18 protein-coding genes and 1 other RNA gene are annotated in these 16,549 nt (G+C 32.3%); 6 read left to right on the top strand and 13 right to left on the bottom strand.

Annotation, left to right across the window (positions count from 1 at the left end; translation table 11 throughout):
* Positions 1–13: 13 nt before the first annotated feature.
* The 5 genes from kdsB to C8C87_RS06250 all read right to left on the bottom strand — a co-directional run bounded on the left by kdsB (position 14) and on the right by C8C87_RS06250 (position 4,678).
* A complete protein-coding gene (kdsB, locus tag C8C87_RS06270; RefSeq protein WP_121341995.1) occupies positions 14–742 on the bottom strand; it encodes a 3-deoxy-manno-octulosonate cytidylyltransferase in 729 nt (242 codons plus the stop codon).
* A gap of 66 nt (positions 743–808) precedes the next feature.
* Positions 809–1,495: a GNAT family N-acetyltransferase gene (locus C8C87_RS06265; protein WP_121341994.1), complete on the bottom strand. Its 687-nt coding sequence runs from the start codon at positions 1,493–1,495 to the stop codon at positions 809–811.
* 106 nt (positions 1,496–1,601) lie between these two features.
* On the bottom strand, positions 1,602–2,252 hold the full coding sequence (locus C8C87_RS06260) for a hypothetical protein (protein ID WP_121341993.1): 651 nt from the start codon (positions 2,250–2,252) through the stop codon (positions 1,602–1,604).
* Between the two features lie 71 nt (positions 2,253–2,323).
* Complete coding sequence (gene ygiD / locus C8C87_RS06255; protein ID WP_121341992.1) at positions 2,324–3,154, bottom strand: 4,5-DOPA dioxygenase extradiol; 831 nt, start codon at positions 3,152–3,154, stop codon at positions 2,324–2,326.
* 102 nt (positions 3,155–3,256) lie between these two features.
* Positions 3,257–4,678 carry an ATP-dependent RecD-like DNA helicase gene (locus tag C8C87_RS06250; protein ID WP_121341991.1) on the bottom strand — a complete coding sequence of 474 codons (1,422 nt, stop codon included), beginning with the start codon at positions 4,676–4,678 and terminating at the stop codon, positions 3,257–3,259.
* Between the two features lie 166 nt (positions 4,679–4,844).
* On the opposite strand from C8C87_RS06250, the gene C8C87_RS06245 reads away from it, so the two are divergent.
* Both C8C87_RS06245 and C8C87_RS06240 read left to right on the top strand, forming a co-directional pair.
* Complete coding sequence (locus tag C8C87_RS06245) at positions 4,845–5,651, top strand: DUF3822 family protein (protein WP_121341990.1); 807 nt, start codon at positions 4,845–4,847, stop codon at positions 5,649–5,651.
* Positions 5,648–6,244, top strand: a complete 597-nt coding sequence (locus C8C87_RS06240; protein ID WP_121341989.1) for an RsmD family RNA methyltransferase — start codon at positions 5,648–5,650, stop codon at positions 6,242–6,244. The genes C8C87_RS06245 and C8C87_RS06240 overlap by 4 nt, the downstream gene beginning before the upstream one ends.
* A gap of 76 nt (positions 6,245–6,320) precedes the next feature.
* Here the strand turns inward: C8C87_RS06240 and C8C87_RS06235 are convergent, their stop codons facing one another.
* From C8C87_RS06235 to rnpB, 3 genes are all read right to left on the bottom strand, one after another.
* On the bottom strand, positions 6,321–6,878 hold the full coding sequence (locus C8C87_RS06235) for a hypothetical protein (protein WP_121341988.1): 558 nt from the start codon (positions 6,876–6,878) through the stop codon (positions 6,321–6,323).
* A gap of 95 nt (positions 6,879–6,973) precedes the next feature.
* Positions 6,974–7,903: a ketopantoate reductase family protein gene (locus C8C87_RS06230; protein ID WP_121341987.1), complete on the bottom strand. Its 930-nt coding sequence runs from the start codon at positions 7,901–7,903 to the stop codon at positions 6,974–6,976.
* 126 nt (positions 7,904–8,029) lie between these two features.
* Positions 8,030–8,347: RNase P RNA component class A (gene rnpB, locus C8C87_RS06225), an RNA gene on the bottom strand.
* A gap of 121 nt (positions 8,348–8,468) precedes the next feature.
* Here rnpB and C8C87_RS06220 point away from each other — a divergent pair.
* The 3 genes from C8C87_RS06220 to dnaX all read left to right on the top strand — a co-directional run bounded on the left by C8C87_RS06220 (position 8,469) and on the right by dnaX (position 11,262).
* Complete coding sequence (locus C8C87_RS06220; protein ID WP_099715618.1) at positions 8,469–8,777, top strand: hypothetical protein; 309 nt, start codon at positions 8,469–8,471, stop codon at positions 8,775–8,777.
* A gap of 62 nt (positions 8,778–8,839) precedes the next feature.
* Positions 8,840–9,952: a class I SAM-dependent methyltransferase gene (locus C8C87_RS06215; protein WP_121341986.1), complete on the top strand. Its 1,113-nt coding sequence runs from the start codon at positions 8,840–8,842 to the stop codon at positions 9,950–9,952.
* 224 nt (positions 9,953–10,176) lie between these two features.
* Positions 10,177–11,262: a DNA polymerase III subunit gamma/tau gene (gene dnaX, locus C8C87_RS06210; protein ID WP_121341985.1), complete on the top strand. Its 1,086-nt coding sequence runs from the start codon at positions 10,177–10,179 to the stop codon at positions 11,260–11,262.
* Positions 11,263–11,359: 97 nt separating this feature from the next.
* Here dnaX and C8C87_RS15945 read toward each other — a convergent pair whose 3' ends face one another.
* The gene (locus C8C87_RS15945; RefSeq protein WP_255415456.1) at positions 11,360–11,488 is read right to left on the bottom strand and encodes a hypothetical protein; all 129 of its coding nucleotides are present in this window, start codon (positions 11,486–11,488) and stop codon (positions 11,360–11,362) included.
* Positions 11,489–11,495: 7 nt separating this feature from the next.
* Between C8C87_RS15945 and C8C87_RS06205 the strand changes: the two genes are divergently transcribed.
* Positions 11,496–11,912 carry a DNA polymerase III subunit gamma/tau gene (locus C8C87_RS06205; RefSeq protein ID WP_233206906.1) on the top strand — a complete coding sequence of 139 codons (417 nt, stop codon included), beginning with the start codon at positions 11,496–11,498 and terminating at the stop codon, positions 11,910–11,912.
* Between the two features lie 21 nt (positions 11,913–11,933).
* On the opposite strand, the gene C8C87_RS06200 is transcribed toward C8C87_RS06205, so the two are convergent.
* The 4 genes from C8C87_RS06200 to C8C87_RS06185 all read right to left on the bottom strand — a co-directional run bounded on the left by C8C87_RS06200 (position 11,934) and on the right by C8C87_RS06185 (position 16,086).
* Positions 11,934–12,515, bottom strand: a complete 582-nt coding sequence (locus C8C87_RS06200) for a TMEM175 family protein (RefSeq protein ID WP_121341984.1) — start codon at positions 12,513–12,515, stop codon at positions 11,934–11,936.
* Positions 12,516–12,524: 9 nt separating this feature from the next.
* Positions 12,525–13,415 (bottom strand): Ppx/GppA phosphatase family protein, encoded by an 891-nt coding sequence (locus C8C87_RS06195; protein WP_099715622.1) that lies wholly within the window; start codon positions 13,413–13,415, stop codon positions 12,525–12,527.
* 101 nt (positions 13,416–13,516) lie between these two features.
* Positions 13,517–15,604 carry a polyphosphate kinase 1 gene (ppk1, locus tag C8C87_RS06190; protein WP_121341983.1) on the bottom strand — a complete coding sequence of 696 codons (2,088 nt, stop codon included), beginning with the start codon at positions 15,602–15,604 and terminating at the stop codon, positions 13,517–13,519.
* Positions 15,601–16,086 carry a histidine phosphatase family protein gene (locus tag C8C87_RS06185; RefSeq protein WP_099715624.1) on the bottom strand — a complete coding sequence of 162 codons (486 nt, stop codon included), beginning with the start codon at positions 16,084–16,086 and terminating at the stop codon, positions 15,601–15,603. Before C8C87_RS06185 ends, ppk1 begins: the two co-directional genes overlap by 4 nt.
* Positions 16,087–16,549 lie beyond the last annotated feature (463 nt).

Below are 16,549 nucleotides of genomic sequence, written 5' to 3'. Positions count from 1 at the left end.
TACAAAAGCCTTTTTATTTTATCATTCTCCTGGCTTTTTCTAAATCTTCCGGAGTATCAATTCCGATTCCGACATGAGTGGTTTCAATCATTTTGATTCTTTTTCCAAATTCAAGATAACGTAATTGTTCCAGTTTTTCGGATGCCTCCAAAGATTGCATTGGTAAACTATAAAAATCTAATAAAGCTTGTTTTCTAAAAGCATAAATCCCGATGTGTTGCATGTAGCGAACGCCCACATTTTTCTCTCTTGGATATGGAATTACCGAACGTGAAAAGTACAATGCAAATCCGTTTTGATCCACCACCACTTTTACATTATTAGGATTATTGATGTCGTCTTCATTTGTGATTTCGCGCATCAAAGAAGCTAAATCTACTTTTTTATCCAAATCATTTTTAAAAACTTCAATCACTTTTGCCAAAGGTTCCGCATCAATAAATGGTTCGTCACCTTGTACATTAATCACAATATCAACGTCCAGATTTTCGACTGCTTCCGCAATTCGATCACTTCCTGATTCGTGTTCTTTGATGCTTCGAATAGCTTTTCCACCGTGAGAAACGATTTCGTCATAAATTAAATCCGAATCCGTTACCACAAAAACATCATCAAACAATTGTGTGTTTATGGCTGCTTCATAGGTTCTTAAAATGACCGTTTTACCTCCCAAATCCTGCAATAGTTTAGCGGGAAATCGTGTCGAAGCGTAACGGGCGGGAATGACTGCTATTATTTTCATTTTATATGGAATTGCTAAAGCGCTAAGTTAGTATGTTTTTAGGATTTACAAAATTGTTCTCAATCCTTAAATTTGCTTGGTGATATTCCAAAAACTAATTTTACGCCTGATTGTAAAACCCAATTTCTCGTACAATTGTATTGCACCTTTATTGTCTTCAATCACATGTAAATAAGGCGTTTTATTTTGCTTGAAAATTTCATTTACAGTGTGAACAACTAATTGTTTCGCATATCCTTTTCCGGTATGATTGGGATGCGTGACAACTGCGCTTACTTCGATAAAATCATTCATTTGCATGCGTTCACCAGTTACGGCAACAAGCTCCTCATTTTTGAAAATGCCGTAATAATTGCCTAATAATGCAGTTTTCTTTTTAAAATATCCCGGTTGCACCAAGTCCACTAACTCATATAAAGCATCAATATGTTCATCCGTAAGTTTTACGATTGCATCATTAATGGCAACATCGATTGGATTATAAACAATCATTTGAAGACAAACCAATTCTTTATTTAACTTTAATAGATTTGAAAGTTCTGGTTTTTCTCCAACAATAAAAAAACTATCAACTATCTCAGAATATTCATCGATAGACTTTGCAATCGCATTTCCTTTTTCAAAACCACCAAACGGACAATAATCAGAATGATAAAATTTTACACTGCCATAATCTACAGCAAAACTTTGATGCGTTTCTGATATCGAAAACAAAACCGGATTATCTAATTTTTTATCGTCTTGTGTTTTCACAATAATTGGTTTTGAGGGGTTGGTTTGGGGTTAAGTATAAATATGCACTTTTTTTATAACTAGACAAGAGTTAAAAACAATCTTCATAAAAAGCAATTAATCTTTATCATCTAAATATCGCATTTTTAATTACATCTTCAGTAGAATGTATTTCAGCATATTCATGCATTGGTCCAATCTCAAATTTTACTGGTTCATCCGTCTTAGTATATACTATAATTCTATGTTCTTTTTGATAACTTAATGTATGTGATTTGTCAAAAAGAGTCAAATCATGATTGTTTTTATTGTAATCATTATACTTAACAAGGTTATGCGAATATGAAAATCCTATATCATCTAACTTTTCCAAAATCGAGCTAATGAATTTTTCAACATCTTTTATTATAATACAATGCGTTCCAAAAAGTAACATCCTTTTATCAATTCTATGAATTGCTTTGCGTTGAAGCAATTTATCTGAAAGAGCATATGTAGAGTAAATATTTCCAATATGGCCTTTTAATTTTTTTCGAAGTTGAATCTTCTTAGGATTTAAAGTTATTGGATTATCAGGGATTTCTAAAGTCAATTTTCCTTCTTTAAAATTACTTATTTCAAAAGTTCCTTCTAACTTATCTCCAACACCTTGTTTGTCTAATTCTTGAAATAGTTTTATTGTATTCATATAAACTTCTCCTTTATTAAATAGATTTTCCATGTCTTGTTTCTGTCCAAACTTTAAAAGATATTTAATCCTAATAGTATTGTTTTTCATAAAATTATTTTTTCACCATTTAATCATTTGAAATACATTATTTTAAAAAACACACTTATTTAGTATCTCTCCTACATAATCTTCACCGAAGTCATACTCAAAGAACCCGCCAATAACTTATCATTAAACAAACTCAGTTCTTCTGATTTTCCTTTTAATCCTAAGGTATATATTAAAGGTAAATAATGTTCCGGAGTAGGAATCGCTAATCGAAACGCTTTACTCTGTTTCTCAAAATCAATCAAGGGTTGGAAATTCCCGTCCAGTAAATAATTGTTTACCGTTTCCCTTGCTTCAATTGCCCAATCGTAACCGTAATTATCTTTATCGAAATTCTGAAAATCGACCAACCTTAAATTATGCACAATATTACCGCTGCCTACAATCAGGATTCCTTTGGTACGCAACTCGCTTAGTTTTTGAGCCAACTCAAAATGGTATTGCCCGGATTTTGTATAATCAATACTCAACTGAATCACGGGAACATTAGCTTCTGGATATAAATGTTTAATGACACTCCACGCTCCGTGATCCAAACCCCAATGTTCGTCCAGCTCAACTTCTACCGGAGTCAACAATTGTTTGGTTTCTATCGCTAATTCCGGACTTCCTTTTGCATGATATTGCACATCAAACAACGCTTGCGGAAAACCGCCAAAGTCGTGAATCGTTCGTGGCATTTCCATTGCGGTAACCTTTGTCCCTTTGGTAAACCAATGCGCCGAAATACACAAAATGGCATTTGGTTGTGGTAACGTTTTAGCCAAGTTTCGAAAACCCGTCACAAACTGATTTTCTTCAATTGCGTTCATTGGGCTTCCGTGTCCCAAAAACAGCACCGGCATTTTTTCAGTATTCGAAAAAGAGCCAGAAATTTTATGTAAGTCGTTTAATGTATTCATAATAAATATTTATTTTTAAACCATTAAGAAATTTAAGTTTTTTAAGGTGTTAGTATAATTGCTTAATAACCTTAAATTTCTTAATGGTTTAATTTAAAAAAATTATTCTACAAAATTCTCATCTTTAAAACCTATCAAATATAATTTATTTTTTGCTCGGGTCATTGCAGTGTACAACCAGCGAATGTAATCTCGATTGATGCCTTCCGGCAAATACGGTTGTTCTATAAAAACGGTATTCCATTGTCCACCTTGTGATTTATGACAGGTTATGGCATACGAGAATTTCACTTGTAAACCATTGAAATATTCGTTGGCTTTTACTTTTTGGAATTGTTTGTACTTTGTTTCGCCTTCGTAATCTTTCAACACTTCCTGATACAATCTATTGGATTCTTCATAGGTTAAAGATGGCGATTCACTTTTTATGGTGTCCATTAACAATACCGTTTCAAATGGAATCTGATTGGGGTAATCAATCATTCGTATTTTTACTTTGGCAAACTTAAAACCGTACAATTCTTTGATATTGAAAATTTCTAATATTTCTATAATATCACCATTGGCAATAAAACCAGCTTCATCAGAATCTTTCAACCAAAAATAATTGTTTTTTACCACCATCAGAAAATCACCTGTGGAAAGTTCGCTTTCTTTATCGAGGATTTTAGTTCTGATTTGCTCATTATATTGATTCGCCCTTTTATTGGAACGAACAATAAACGCGGTATCTTCAATACTATAATTACTGTAGGCAGAATTGATGGCATCTTGAATATCATACCCATCAGTCAACCGAACAATATCTTTGAATTTCTTGACATCAAATTTGAATTCATCAATAAAGGAATCTTTTAATAATTCCCGAAGTTCAGTTGCATTATGTAAAATTCCGGAATTTTCTTCTTGACGCATGACTTCGTCCAATTCTATATGTTCCACTTCCTTATCATAATTCATTCCCAAAGTACGAATGTCCAAAGCCGGACTGATATCTAAATTCACCGGAGGCAACTGAGCGGTATCTCCCAATAAGATCATTTTGCAATTGATTCCTGAATATACATACGAAATCAAATCATCTAATAAGGAACCATTTTCGTATAACTTAGAATCGGAATTCGTATCCGAAATCATCGAAGCTTCATCGACGATGAAAATCGTGTTTTTGTGTTTGTTTTGTTGTAACGTAAACGAAACGCCACCACCGGAAGATTTCTTGGGAAAATATATTTTTTTATGAATTGTAAAAGCCGGTTTGTTCGAATAATTGGCAATTACTTTTGCTGCACGACCTGTTGGCGCCAGCAAAACATATTTTTTATTGATATCCAATAAGCTGTTTACAATCGTAGAAATTACGGTTGTTTTTCCCGTTCCTGCATATCCTTTTAATACGAAGATGGTTTTATTATCCGTTTCGGTTAAAAAAATAGCGATTTTTTGAAAAAAAATATCCTGTTTATACGTGGGTTGAAAAGGGAACTTTTTTTGTAAAAGACTATAAAACAGGGAGGAATTCATTTCGTATTATTTGACTGCAAAGTAAAGAATGTTTTTTCAATTTCAATGCCAATAGCAATTTCAATTTTCAATTACTACTATTGATTTTTGCCATTGCAATTGCAATTGATATTGTTATTGATTTTAAAATTTGTAAGTTTGCGTTGTTGAAAAAATCAATAGTATTATGAACATAGCCGAAAAAAAATATAAAAAACTTTCCATTCAAGTTTCCTTGACGGGACTTTCTTTTTGTTGTTTTGACACGCTAAATAGTACAGTAACTTCCTTTAACGAAGTGCATTTTGAGACCTTTCACAAAGCCACAAAAATTGAAGATTTGTTTGCCGATGCTTTTAGAGATCATCCAGAATTAAAGGATTCGTATGATGAAATTTTAGTGATTCACAATAACAACCTTTCTACTTTTGTTCCGGAACCGTTATTTGACGAAAACTTTTTAGGTAGTTATCTGCAATACAACACTAAAGTTTTTGAAACCGATTTTTTCGCTTTTGATGAAATACCAAACTATCAAATGAATGCGGTGTATATTCCGTATGTGAATATCAATAATTTTTTCATTGACCAATTTGGTGCTTTCGATTACAAACATGCCAACAGTATTTTGGTTTCAAAACTTTTGATTGCTTCCAAAAATAAGGATGAGAAAAAAATGTTTGTACATATTAATACTGGTCATTTTGAAATCATTGTGGTTCAGAACCAAAAATTATTACTTTTCAATTCTTTTGATTACAACACGCCGGAAGATTTCTTGTATTACATTTTATTTACTGCCGAACAATTGAATTTAAATCCCGAAAACTTCCCATTGGAACTAATCGGAAATATTGATCCCGAAAGTGATTATTATAAAATCGCTTACAAATACATTCGCAACGTTTCTCTTATTGATGTAGAGGATTTGCGATGGAACAATTATTTTTCTGAGGCCGAAAACAGAAATCATTTTATACTTTTCAACTCATGAGAATCATTTCAGGAAAATACAAAGGAAGACGCATTTTTCCACCAAAAGGATTGCCCGTTCGTCCCACAACCGATATGTCTAAAGAAGCATTATTCAATGTTTTGAACAATCATTTCAGTTTTGAAGGACTTAAAATATTAGATTTATTCGCAGGAACCGGAAACATCAGTTACGAATTTGCCTCAAGAGGAAGTACGCCAATCACTTCTGTTGATGGTGATTTTGGTTGTGTAAAATTTATCAAGCAAGTCGCAGCCGAATATGATTTTAATATTGCCGCCACAAAAAGTGATGTTTTCACGTATTTAGAAAGATGCAAAACGTCTTATGATATTATTTTTGCGGATCCACCTTATGCTTTGGACCAAAAAACTTTCGAGAAAATTATCTTATTAGTTTTCGAAAAAGAATTGCTTAATGAAGAAGGAATGATGGTAATCGAGCATTCAAAATATACCAAACTGGATCACATGATTCACTTTTCGTTCCAAAAAAGTTACGGAGGTTCTATTTTTAGTTTCTTCGAAATAGGCTCTGGTGATAAAGAAGATTCTGAAAACGAATCAGACCAAAACGATGGTGAAGAAGAGTAATCTTGATAGAATATAAAACAGAAAAGCTCTTGTGAATTACAAGAGCTTTTCTGTTTTTACTAACCATTTAAAGTAACTATTTTCCAATTACCCAACCCAAAGTAAAGTTTAAAACTACAGCTAATTCACTGTCGTTTTTGTCAAAATTATAACCAACCCCCATATTCAAATCAAGATTAAAATTTCCTTTGTACGTTCGTTGAAAACCCCAAACCGGCGCTAGAGTTATCGATGCATTTTCAGGTAAAAAGTTATCATTCGTCGAAATCGATCTGAAATTATATAAAGCGGCCATAGCAACAAATCCTCCGGAATTATGGGAAGTAACTTTTCCCTTTTCGGCCCTTTTCTCTAAATTATAATAATGACGAAACTGTTCATTAATATAAGGATAGAAGGTCCAGGTTTTCCCAAAACTATTAGATGTGTATCCGTAACCTGAACTCAATTCGGAGTAAAGTGTGTTTTTATCACTTAAGCCATGTTCGTAAACAAATCCCGGAAGCAACACATTTATCTTAAATTGACTTTTTTCTACGGCTGGTTTTTCTTGTGCGTAAGTGTGTGAAATTGCCATTAAAATAAAAAGAGCTACAAGAGCCACTTCACCACTTTTAAATACTGATAATTGCATGTGTAATTATTATTAAGTTGTCGATATATCATTTGATTTATATCGGGAGCAAACATAATAATTAAATTCTAATTTGTCAGAATTTTATTTTAAAATTAAGCTTTATTTCTACTTAATTCATCTAAAATAATCTGATAGATCGGAGTTGCAACACCATATTTCAGACCTGCTTTTACCACATATTCTGTTAAGGAAACTACTTCGGTATTTCTTCCTGCCAATAAATCTCTGTGCATAGATGAGGTAGCATCTTTTGGAGTTTTTTCGAGTTTGATAATTGTTTGAGCAACAATATCATTAGGCAACGCTAACCCTTTTGCAAAAGCGACAGCAGTTATCTCGTTTAACAGTGAACTATAAACTGCTTTATTTTCAGGATAATTCAAAATTCCTCCTATGTTTTGGTTTAAATACGAAGTTGCTGAAGCCAAAGCGGAAATAAAAATGAACTTTTCCCAAACCGTTTCTTCAATATTTTCTACAAGATAACTTTCGATATTGGCATTTTCGAAAATGGATTGCAATTCATTCAACTTAGAAACCGGAGCATTTTTAGAACCAAAAAATAGTTTTTCATAAAGGCCTATTTTCTTGATAATTCCCGGAGATTCAATCATCGAAACAATATATACACAACCTTGCAAAACCGTATTTTCAGGAAATAGTATTTGTATGCGTTCCGTGGCATCGACACCATTATATAAAGGTAGGATTATCGTGTTTTTGGTAATACAATTTTTTATGGATTCAAAACTGGTTTCGATATCATAGGTTTTAGTCGCACAAATAAGGTAATCGAGTTTCCCAATTTCATCTGGATTATTGGAAACCAAACTAGGGAAAACAATTAGTTCTTTAGTATCAGTAATAATTTTCAATCCATTTTGGGCTATTGCTTTTTGGGTTTCGCCACGGGCGATAAATATTATTTCGATAGCATCTGATTCAAAATAAGCTTTGGCTAATAATCCTCCAAAATAACCACCTACTCCACCGAGTCCTAAAATCCCAATTCTTGTTTTCATACCTGCTATTTAAAAATTAAACCATTAAGAAATTTAGAAAATTAAGCCTTACGACTTAATAATACTTAATTTCTTAATGGTTCTTTTTAGATTTCACAATCCTTACTTTTATTAAATGGTTTAATAAAAAAATGCAGACCTATAAGCCGGATTCTGTCTCCGATAAATCAGAGCCTTATCATTTATCTAGATCCCGAATTACTTCGAGACTCAAGCTATCTACCCTTCAGCAACGAACGAGACGCCCTTAAATGCTGATATACTTGATATTTCACCGCATAGAGTTTACCTGGTTTCACTACAGCATTACCTGTACATACTTTCTGTTGCACTTGTCCTAATCCGATTACTCGAACCGACGGGAGTTACCCGCTATGCTTCCCTATGGTGTCCGGACTTTCCTCCCTCTTGATTGCTCAAAACGGCGATAAGGCGGTCTGCGGTGCGAAATTACAACAATTTTTCATGTATCTCAATTTTAGATTATTTACTTTAACAACCATTTCACAATGACTTAGTAATAAAATAGTTATCTTTATAAATAACAATTAATCATCCATTAATCATGAAACCAACGTACCATTATACCACCGTTATAGAAGCTTTAGAAGATCTAAAAGAAAAAGGTTTTACCTATGATTTTAATATTCATCAGGATGATATTAAAGCAAATCCACATAAATTTGAAGTAAATCATGTGTATCGCTACGAAGGAGATACTGACCCCGGAGAAGAATCTGTGGTTTATGGTATCAGTGCTGCTTCTGGTGAAAAAGGAGTTTTTGTAGCTGGTTTTTCAGCAAATTCAGATAGTGAAGCTGCGCTTGTTCTGGAAAAATTATGCATCGAATCTAGTGGGCAATGCAAACTCTAATTGTTGTATAGCTTCTTATTTTAAGAAATAGAACTTCAAAAAAATTTAATTATTTAAGTTCGATGCTACTTTCCGAAATCATAATAGAGCGGATTAAGAAACAAGGACCAATCTCTTTTCGGGATTTTATGGAGATGACATTGTATTACCCCGAATTAGGATATTATAATTCGGCCCAAAACAAGATTGGATCAGATGGTGATTTTTACACCAGTGCAAATCTTACTGCTGATTTTGGCGCAATGATAGGACGCCAAATCGAAGAAATGTGGCAAAACTTAGAAAAAAAACCTTTTAAAATTATTGAATATGGTGCCGGAACCGGTTTATTGTGTCATGATATTTTAGATTATCTCGAAAATAATATTCCTTTATATGAGAACCTAACCTACTGCATTATCGAGAAAAGTACCAGTATGCGGGTGATTCAAAAGAAACATTTACGCAAAAAAGTAAACTGGTACAACTCCATTAAAGATATCCCTAAAATTAATGGCTGTGTGTTATCAAATGAATTGATTGATAATTTTTCTGTTCATCAGGTAATTATGGAAGAACAGCTTAAAGAAGTGTTCGTTGATTACAAAGAAGGTTTTATTGAAATTTTAAAACCTGCAAAGACTGAACTTATCCAATATTTCGAAACATTAAAAGTACAATTGCCTAAAGGATTTCGAACAGAAGTCAATTTGGAAGCCGTATCTTGGATAAAACAAGTTTCCCAATCTTTACAAAAAGGCTATGTAATCACCATCGATTATGGTTCATTATCGGCTGAATTATACAACAATCGGAGAAGTTTCGGGACACTCCTGTGTTATTATAAACATCATAAAAGCGACAATCCGTATCAGTTTATTGGTCAACAAGACATAACTACCCATATAAATTTTTCAGCTTTATCGCATTGGGGTTTACAATACGGGATAGAGCCTTGTGGAATTGTGAATCAAGCTGAATTTTTATTAGCACTTGGTATTAAGGAATATCAAAATTCAACTTTGAATAATAATCCAAATAATGTAGCATTAGCCATGCAAGAATCACTTATAAATTATAGATTATTAATGGATATGGGTATGAAATTCAAAGTACTAATACAACAAAAAGGAGTTTCGGAATATCCACTTTCGGGATTGAAATTTTTAAATTCTTCAAGAGCTTTAAACACTTGAAATTACAATTTATCAGGAGTAATTTATTCTTCTGTTCGCTACGCTCGTGTCCAGCTATCCGTTACAATCTTATTCGCCGAACCACGACTCATAATGATTTCTACTTTTATCTGGGCTAGGAAATTTGGTATATAAAAACCATTTGAAAATTTATAAAATCTTTCAATCCTTAAATTTTTTCATCATTAAATTAAAACCTATATTTGCTTTCGAATAAAAATTCTATGGAACAATTTGTTGTATCGGCTCGTAAATATCGTCCTCAAACATTTAAAGATGTTGTAGGACAAAAAGCCATTACCAATACTTTATTGAATGCCATAGAAAGCAATCACTTAGCTTCGGCATTATTATTCACAGGACCTCGTGGCGTTGGTAAAACAACTTGCGCCCGTATTTTGGCTCGAAAGATAAATCAACCGGGGTATGATGATCCAAATGAAGATTTTGCTTTTAATGTTTTCGAATTAGATGCTGCTTCAAACAATTCCGTTGATGATATCCGTAATCTAATTGACCAAGTTCGTATTCCGCCACAAACGGGACAATACAAAGTGTATATTATTGATGAGGTTCATATGTTGTCTTCGGCCGCTTTTAATGCTTTTTTGAAAACATTGGAAGAACCGCCAAAACATGCCATTTTTATTTTGGCTACGACCGAAAAACATAAAATTATTCCAACGATTTTATCTCGTTGTCAAATATTTGATTTCAAAAGAATTACCGTAAAAGATGCTAAAGAACATCTTGCCGAAGTAGCTACCAGTCAGGGTGTAAACTTTGAAGATGACGCTTTGCATATCATAGCTCAAAAAGCTGATGGTGCGATGCGAGATGCTTTGTCTATTTTTGACCGAGTAGTTTCTTTTTGTGGAAAAGATTTAACACGTCAGGCCGTTACGGAAAACTTGAATGTGTTGGATTACGAAACATATATTAATACCACCGATTTGATTCTGGAAAACAAAATTCCAGATTTACTAATCGCTTTCAACGATATTCTTGCCAAAGGATTTGATGCCCATCATTTTGTATCCGGATTGGCTTCGCATTTTAGAGATTTATTAGTTTCTAAAACGCCCGCAACTTTATCTTTATTAGAAGTTGGTGAACAAGCACAACAAATGTATGGCATTCAAGCTCAAAAATGCAGTCAAGACTTTCTTTTGAAAGGAATTGAAATTGCAAATGATTGTGATTTAAAGTATAAACTCAGCCAAAATCAACGACTTCTTGTTGAACTTTGCCTGATGCAACTTGCCTCTATCACTTTTGATGGAGAAAAAAAAAAGTTGAGCAATATATAATTCCACCTACTTATTTTAGAAAGAACGATTACTCAATTGTAGAAAGTCCAAAAGCTAAAATAGAAAGTATTGCAAACACTCCAATTGCAGCGACAGTTCAAGAAAAAGAACCGGAAGCTATAGTTGCTCCTTCAATTCCTGTTTCAACTCCTATAGTAAAAATCGAGATTCCACAATCTAACGAACCTAAGGTTTCTGCGTTTTCATTATCGAGTATCCGTGCCAAAAAAGCATTGGAAGAAAGTACCAGAGGAATTGTAAAAGAAGTGGCACATTTGCCAACAGAATCTTTTACCGAAACAGAAATGTTACTGCATTGGAACAAATATGCACAACGTTTAGGAGATAAAGGTTATAAAATTATGGAGTCGTTATTGCTTATTAACGATCCTAAACTAAATGGAACTGCTATCACAATTGAATTACCAAATGAAGGTTCTAAATTAGATTTTGAAAAAGAATTGAATGGACTTTTAGGACATTTAAAAGGGCATTTGCACAATCACGACATCACAATTGAGGTTATTGTGAATGAAAGTATTGAAAGTAAAAGAAGCTTTAACGACCAAGATCGCTACAACAGACTTCATGAAATAAATCCAAATATTGAACTTTTACGAACAACATTTGGATTAGATTTAGATGCTTAATTTATAAAATAAGGATTGTAATTATTCTTTAGAGTTAATCACTTTTTCTATTCTTTTATCGGGTACAAGCCAAATTATTGCAACGATAATATAAATTGCCGCTGCTATAAATTCATAGAAAAAAGAAATAACTATTCCGATTAAGTACAAAAGATTCGATATTTTTCCTTTAAAATTGTTTCCAAGCGCTTTTGCCAATATAGATTTTTGTCCTTCACTGGCAATAATTATATTTTGCAATAACCAGAAAGCTATTGCTGAAAAAAACAGAATAATTCCATAAAAAGTAATCGTGGCTTTAGCAAAATTGTGTTCTCCCATCCATCCCGATGATAGCGGAATTAATGACAACCAAAATAACAAATGAAGATTTGCCCAAAGAATTTTACCATTCACTTTAGTTACACTTTGAAGCATATGATGGTGATTGTTCCAATAAATTCCCACGTAAACAAAACTCAATATGTAGCTTAAAAATTTAGGCGCAAGCATCATTAAATCACTGAAATTTGCTCCTTCCGGAACTTTTATTTCCAGTATCATTATAGTAATTATGATAGCCAAAACTCCATCGCTAAATGCCTCAAGTCTGTTTTTATTCATATCTATAAATTATATTTTACCGTAATACATCGCTTTTACAATACCATCAGAAAGTCCAATTTTAGGAACATAAATATTTCTTGCTCCACTCCATTTCATGGCATTCAGATAAATTCTTGTAGCAGGAATAATAACATCGGCACGATCCGGATTCAAACCTAATTCTGAGATTCTTTGTTCATACGAAAGTGAATTCAAGAAAGCGTATTGAGAATTCATATAAATATACGACAATGGTTTTTCTTGTATTTTTCCGGACATCTTGAACAGCTTATTAATATTTCCGCCAGATCCTATTAGAATAACTTCTTCGTATTCTTCTGTATTTGTCTTAATCCATTTTTCAATTTCATCCCATACAACATCACAAACCATATCATTTAGTAAACGTACGGTTCCAGCTTTGAATGATCTTGAATTTATCATTTTACCATTAGAAAATAAGGTAAACTCTGTACTTCCACCACCAACATCTACAAAAAGATAAGTCTGGTCCGTTTTTAATAAATGATGCAAATCAGTTGAAGCAATTATTGCTGCTTCTTTTTTACCGTCTATAATTTCTATTTTTATATCGGCTTTTTTCTTAATCAGAGCTACAACTTCCTTACCATTATAAGCTTCACGCATAGCTGAGGTTGCAAATGCCATATAACGTTCCACTTTATGCACCTTCATCAAAAGATTAAAAGCTTTCATAGCATCACACATTCTTTCTAAATTCTCTTCAGAAATTTCACCTACAGTAAAGGCATCTTGGCCAAGACGAATTGGAACACGCACTAATGAACTTTTATTAAACTGCGGCTCTTTTCCTTCTTGTTCTACAATATTCACAATCAATAAACGCATGGCATTAGAGCCAATATCGATTGCTGCATATTTTTTTATTTTAATCATTTTGGATTTGATTCGTTTATTCTTTTAGTAATTAATTGGTTTATTTATTAATTCTAAAATCAAAAAATTATTGAAATATTAAACTAAACTTGAACAAATAATTATCCTATTTTTTCCGTTTTTGACTCTAATTCAACTTTACTCTGATAGTATTTGTAAGTTTCTAATTGCGCTCTAAAAACAGGATTATGATTTCGGACTCTGTATTTATTATCTAATTTATAAGAATGAAAACGGGCTTTTACATTCCCTTTCCAACCTATATCGAAGTTGTCAATTAACTCATTTTTTATTTCCTGATCGTATATTGGACAGGTAACTTCAACACGCCCATCGAGATTTCTGGTCATAAAATCAGCTGAAGAAATGTAAACTTCTGTTTGTCCTGCATTACCAAAAATATAAATCCTAGAATGTTCTAAATAATTATCTACTATACTGATTGCTTCGATATTCTCGCTCATTCCTGGAATTCCTGGTATCAATGAACAAATTCCTCTTACTTCAAGCTGAATTTTCACTCCTGCTCTACTGGCTTCGTATAATTTATCTATCATTTCAAAATCAGATAAACTATTCATTTTTAGTTTTATATGTGTTTTTCTTCCTGCTAATGCATGCGTAATCTCTCTATCAATTAATTTTATAAATCGGCTTCTGGTGTAATGCGGGGAAACAATAAGATGTTTGTAGCGATGTACTCTATAATTGATGTCAAAAAACTCAAATATTCGCATGATATCTTTCAGAATTTGTTGATGACTCGTAAAAAGAGTTACGTCTGTATACACTTTTGCGGTAGATTCATTGAAATTCCCTGTCGAAATAAAGCCGTATCGTCTTATTTTATTATTCTCATTTCTTTCAATAACACATATTTTACTGTGTACTTTTAGTCCTTTTATTCCAAAAATTAACTCGATGCCTTCTGTTTGCATTTGCTCAGCATACGAAATATTGGAAGCTTCATCAAAACGAGCTTGCAATTCGATTTGAACGGTTACTTTTTTTCCGTTTTTGGCTGCATTTATTAGAGAACTAATGATTTGAGAATTTTTGGCCAATCGATATAAAGTAATTTTAATTGAAGTTACTTTTGGGTCTAATGCCGCTTCACGCAAAAACTTTGTCAGATATGAAAAGGATTGATATGGAGCATTTAGCAAATAATCTCTTTCGCTTATTTTTTCTAACATACTGCCTTCAAGACTCAATCCAGGAATTGGCAAAGGATCATTGGTTTTGTATAATAAATCGAATCGACCCAGGTTTGGAAAATTCATGTAATCGCGTCTGTTATGGTATCTTCCGCCAGGAATAATACTGTCAGTAGAAACGATTTTCATTTTATCAAGAAAAAATTGCAAGGTATCTTCTTCTATTAATTGGTCGTAAATAAAGCGAACCGGTTCACCAATTCTACGATCTTTAACACTCAATGATATTTTTTCAATCATACTTTTGCTTAAATCACTATCGATGTCTAATTGAGCATCTCTGGTAATTTTTATCATGTGTGCAGAAACACTTTTGTAGTCAAAAATATTGAAAATACTACTCAAATTATGTCTAATCACATCATCCAGAAGTATGATATAATGTTTTTCATTATTGGATGGTAAAACAACAAAACGGTTAATTGTTTTTGGAATTTCAATTACGGCATAACGAACTTCAGAATTTTTATTCATAACCAGTTTAATGGCTAAATATCCCGAAGTGTCTTTCAACACTGGGAATTCTGCTAAATCATTCAAAATTATGGTTACTAATTCAGGACTTAGTTTTTGAATAAAAAAGTCTTTCAAAAAGATTTCCTGCTCAATTGTAATATCATTTTCAGTAATAATAAATATATTTTCAGTCTCAAGTTCAGCTTCAATAATATTTAATATTCGTAAACTTTCTGATTGTTGTTGGATTACAATTTCAGTTATATCTTTTACTAATTGCTGAGCAGAAATCCCTCCAAGATACTTTTCTCCAGTGATTCCTGTAAGACTTAATCGTCTTATAGCGGCGAAACGAACTCTGAAAAATTCATCTAAATTATTCGAAAATATACCTAAAAATCGTAGTCTGTCTAATAGTGGAACTGAATTATCACCAGCTTCTTGAAGTACTCTGGCATTGAAAGCTAACCAACTTTTTTCTCTGTCAATGTATTTATATTCTAATACTTTATTCATCTTAAATCTTTGGGAAATATTGTTTTTTTTATTTTACCTTTTTTAATTTTTTTCCAATCATCGGTATCAAACTTCAAGGATACAAAACCGCTTGTAGGAATATTATCAAAATAATCATCCCCAAATTTATTAACAAAATTTGTAATGGCACCATTATGTCCGAAAACAATAACACTTTCGAAAAGATTACTGCATGATTTAATAATTTCCTCCAGTTTTTTTTCATCAAAGGTATAAAGGTCGTCTTTGTAAACGATACTTTCTATAGGATAGGCCAAATTTTGAGCAAAAATTAACGCTGTGTCTGTTGCTCTTTTTGCAGAACTGGCCCAAATAATATACGTTTTGGGGATAAAATCTTTAGCATGAGCAGAAACAAGATGCGCATCTTTCATTCCTTGACAAGTCAAACCACGATCTTTATCATGCATTGGGACTTCCCAACTTGATTTTGCATGCCGAACTAAAATTAGATTTTTCATACTATCAATATTTATTTATCAATGGCATTGTTTCAATTTATTTGAGCTTACAAATTACAAAATAAATTTTAAATGCAATTGCTTATTTAAATTCAAATGATGAAAATAGCATTGATAAATACTGTTTTTTTAAGCTACAAAACTTAGTTATACATAATCATAACAAAGAATAAAACAAACCCCAAATCAGCTTGTTGAATACTTTTTTCTACTCCTATTTTTTAATAAAAAAATGTTAAAAAGCTTACTTCAATCAACTTAAGAAAGCCTAATAATCAGCAAAAAAGGATTAAAAATTAATTATGAAGATTAAAAAAGTGTCATTTAACGAGTTTATTGGTTTTTGGCAGAAAAAAAATATAAGATATTTCTATTTATATACCTTTGCCAAAATACTGAATTTAAAATAAATTCCTATAATTTAAAAATCCTACTAATGATTGAACTATTACTAAATAAAATT

This window comes from Flavobacterium sp. 120 (assembly GCF_003633605.1).
GTDB lineage: Bacteria > Bacteroidota > Bacteroidia > Flavobacteriales > Flavobacteriaceae > Flavobacterium > Flavobacterium algoritolerans.
The sequence above is the reverse complement of the archived record's forward strand: the minus strand, read 5'-3'. Positions and strand labels throughout refer to the sequence as shown.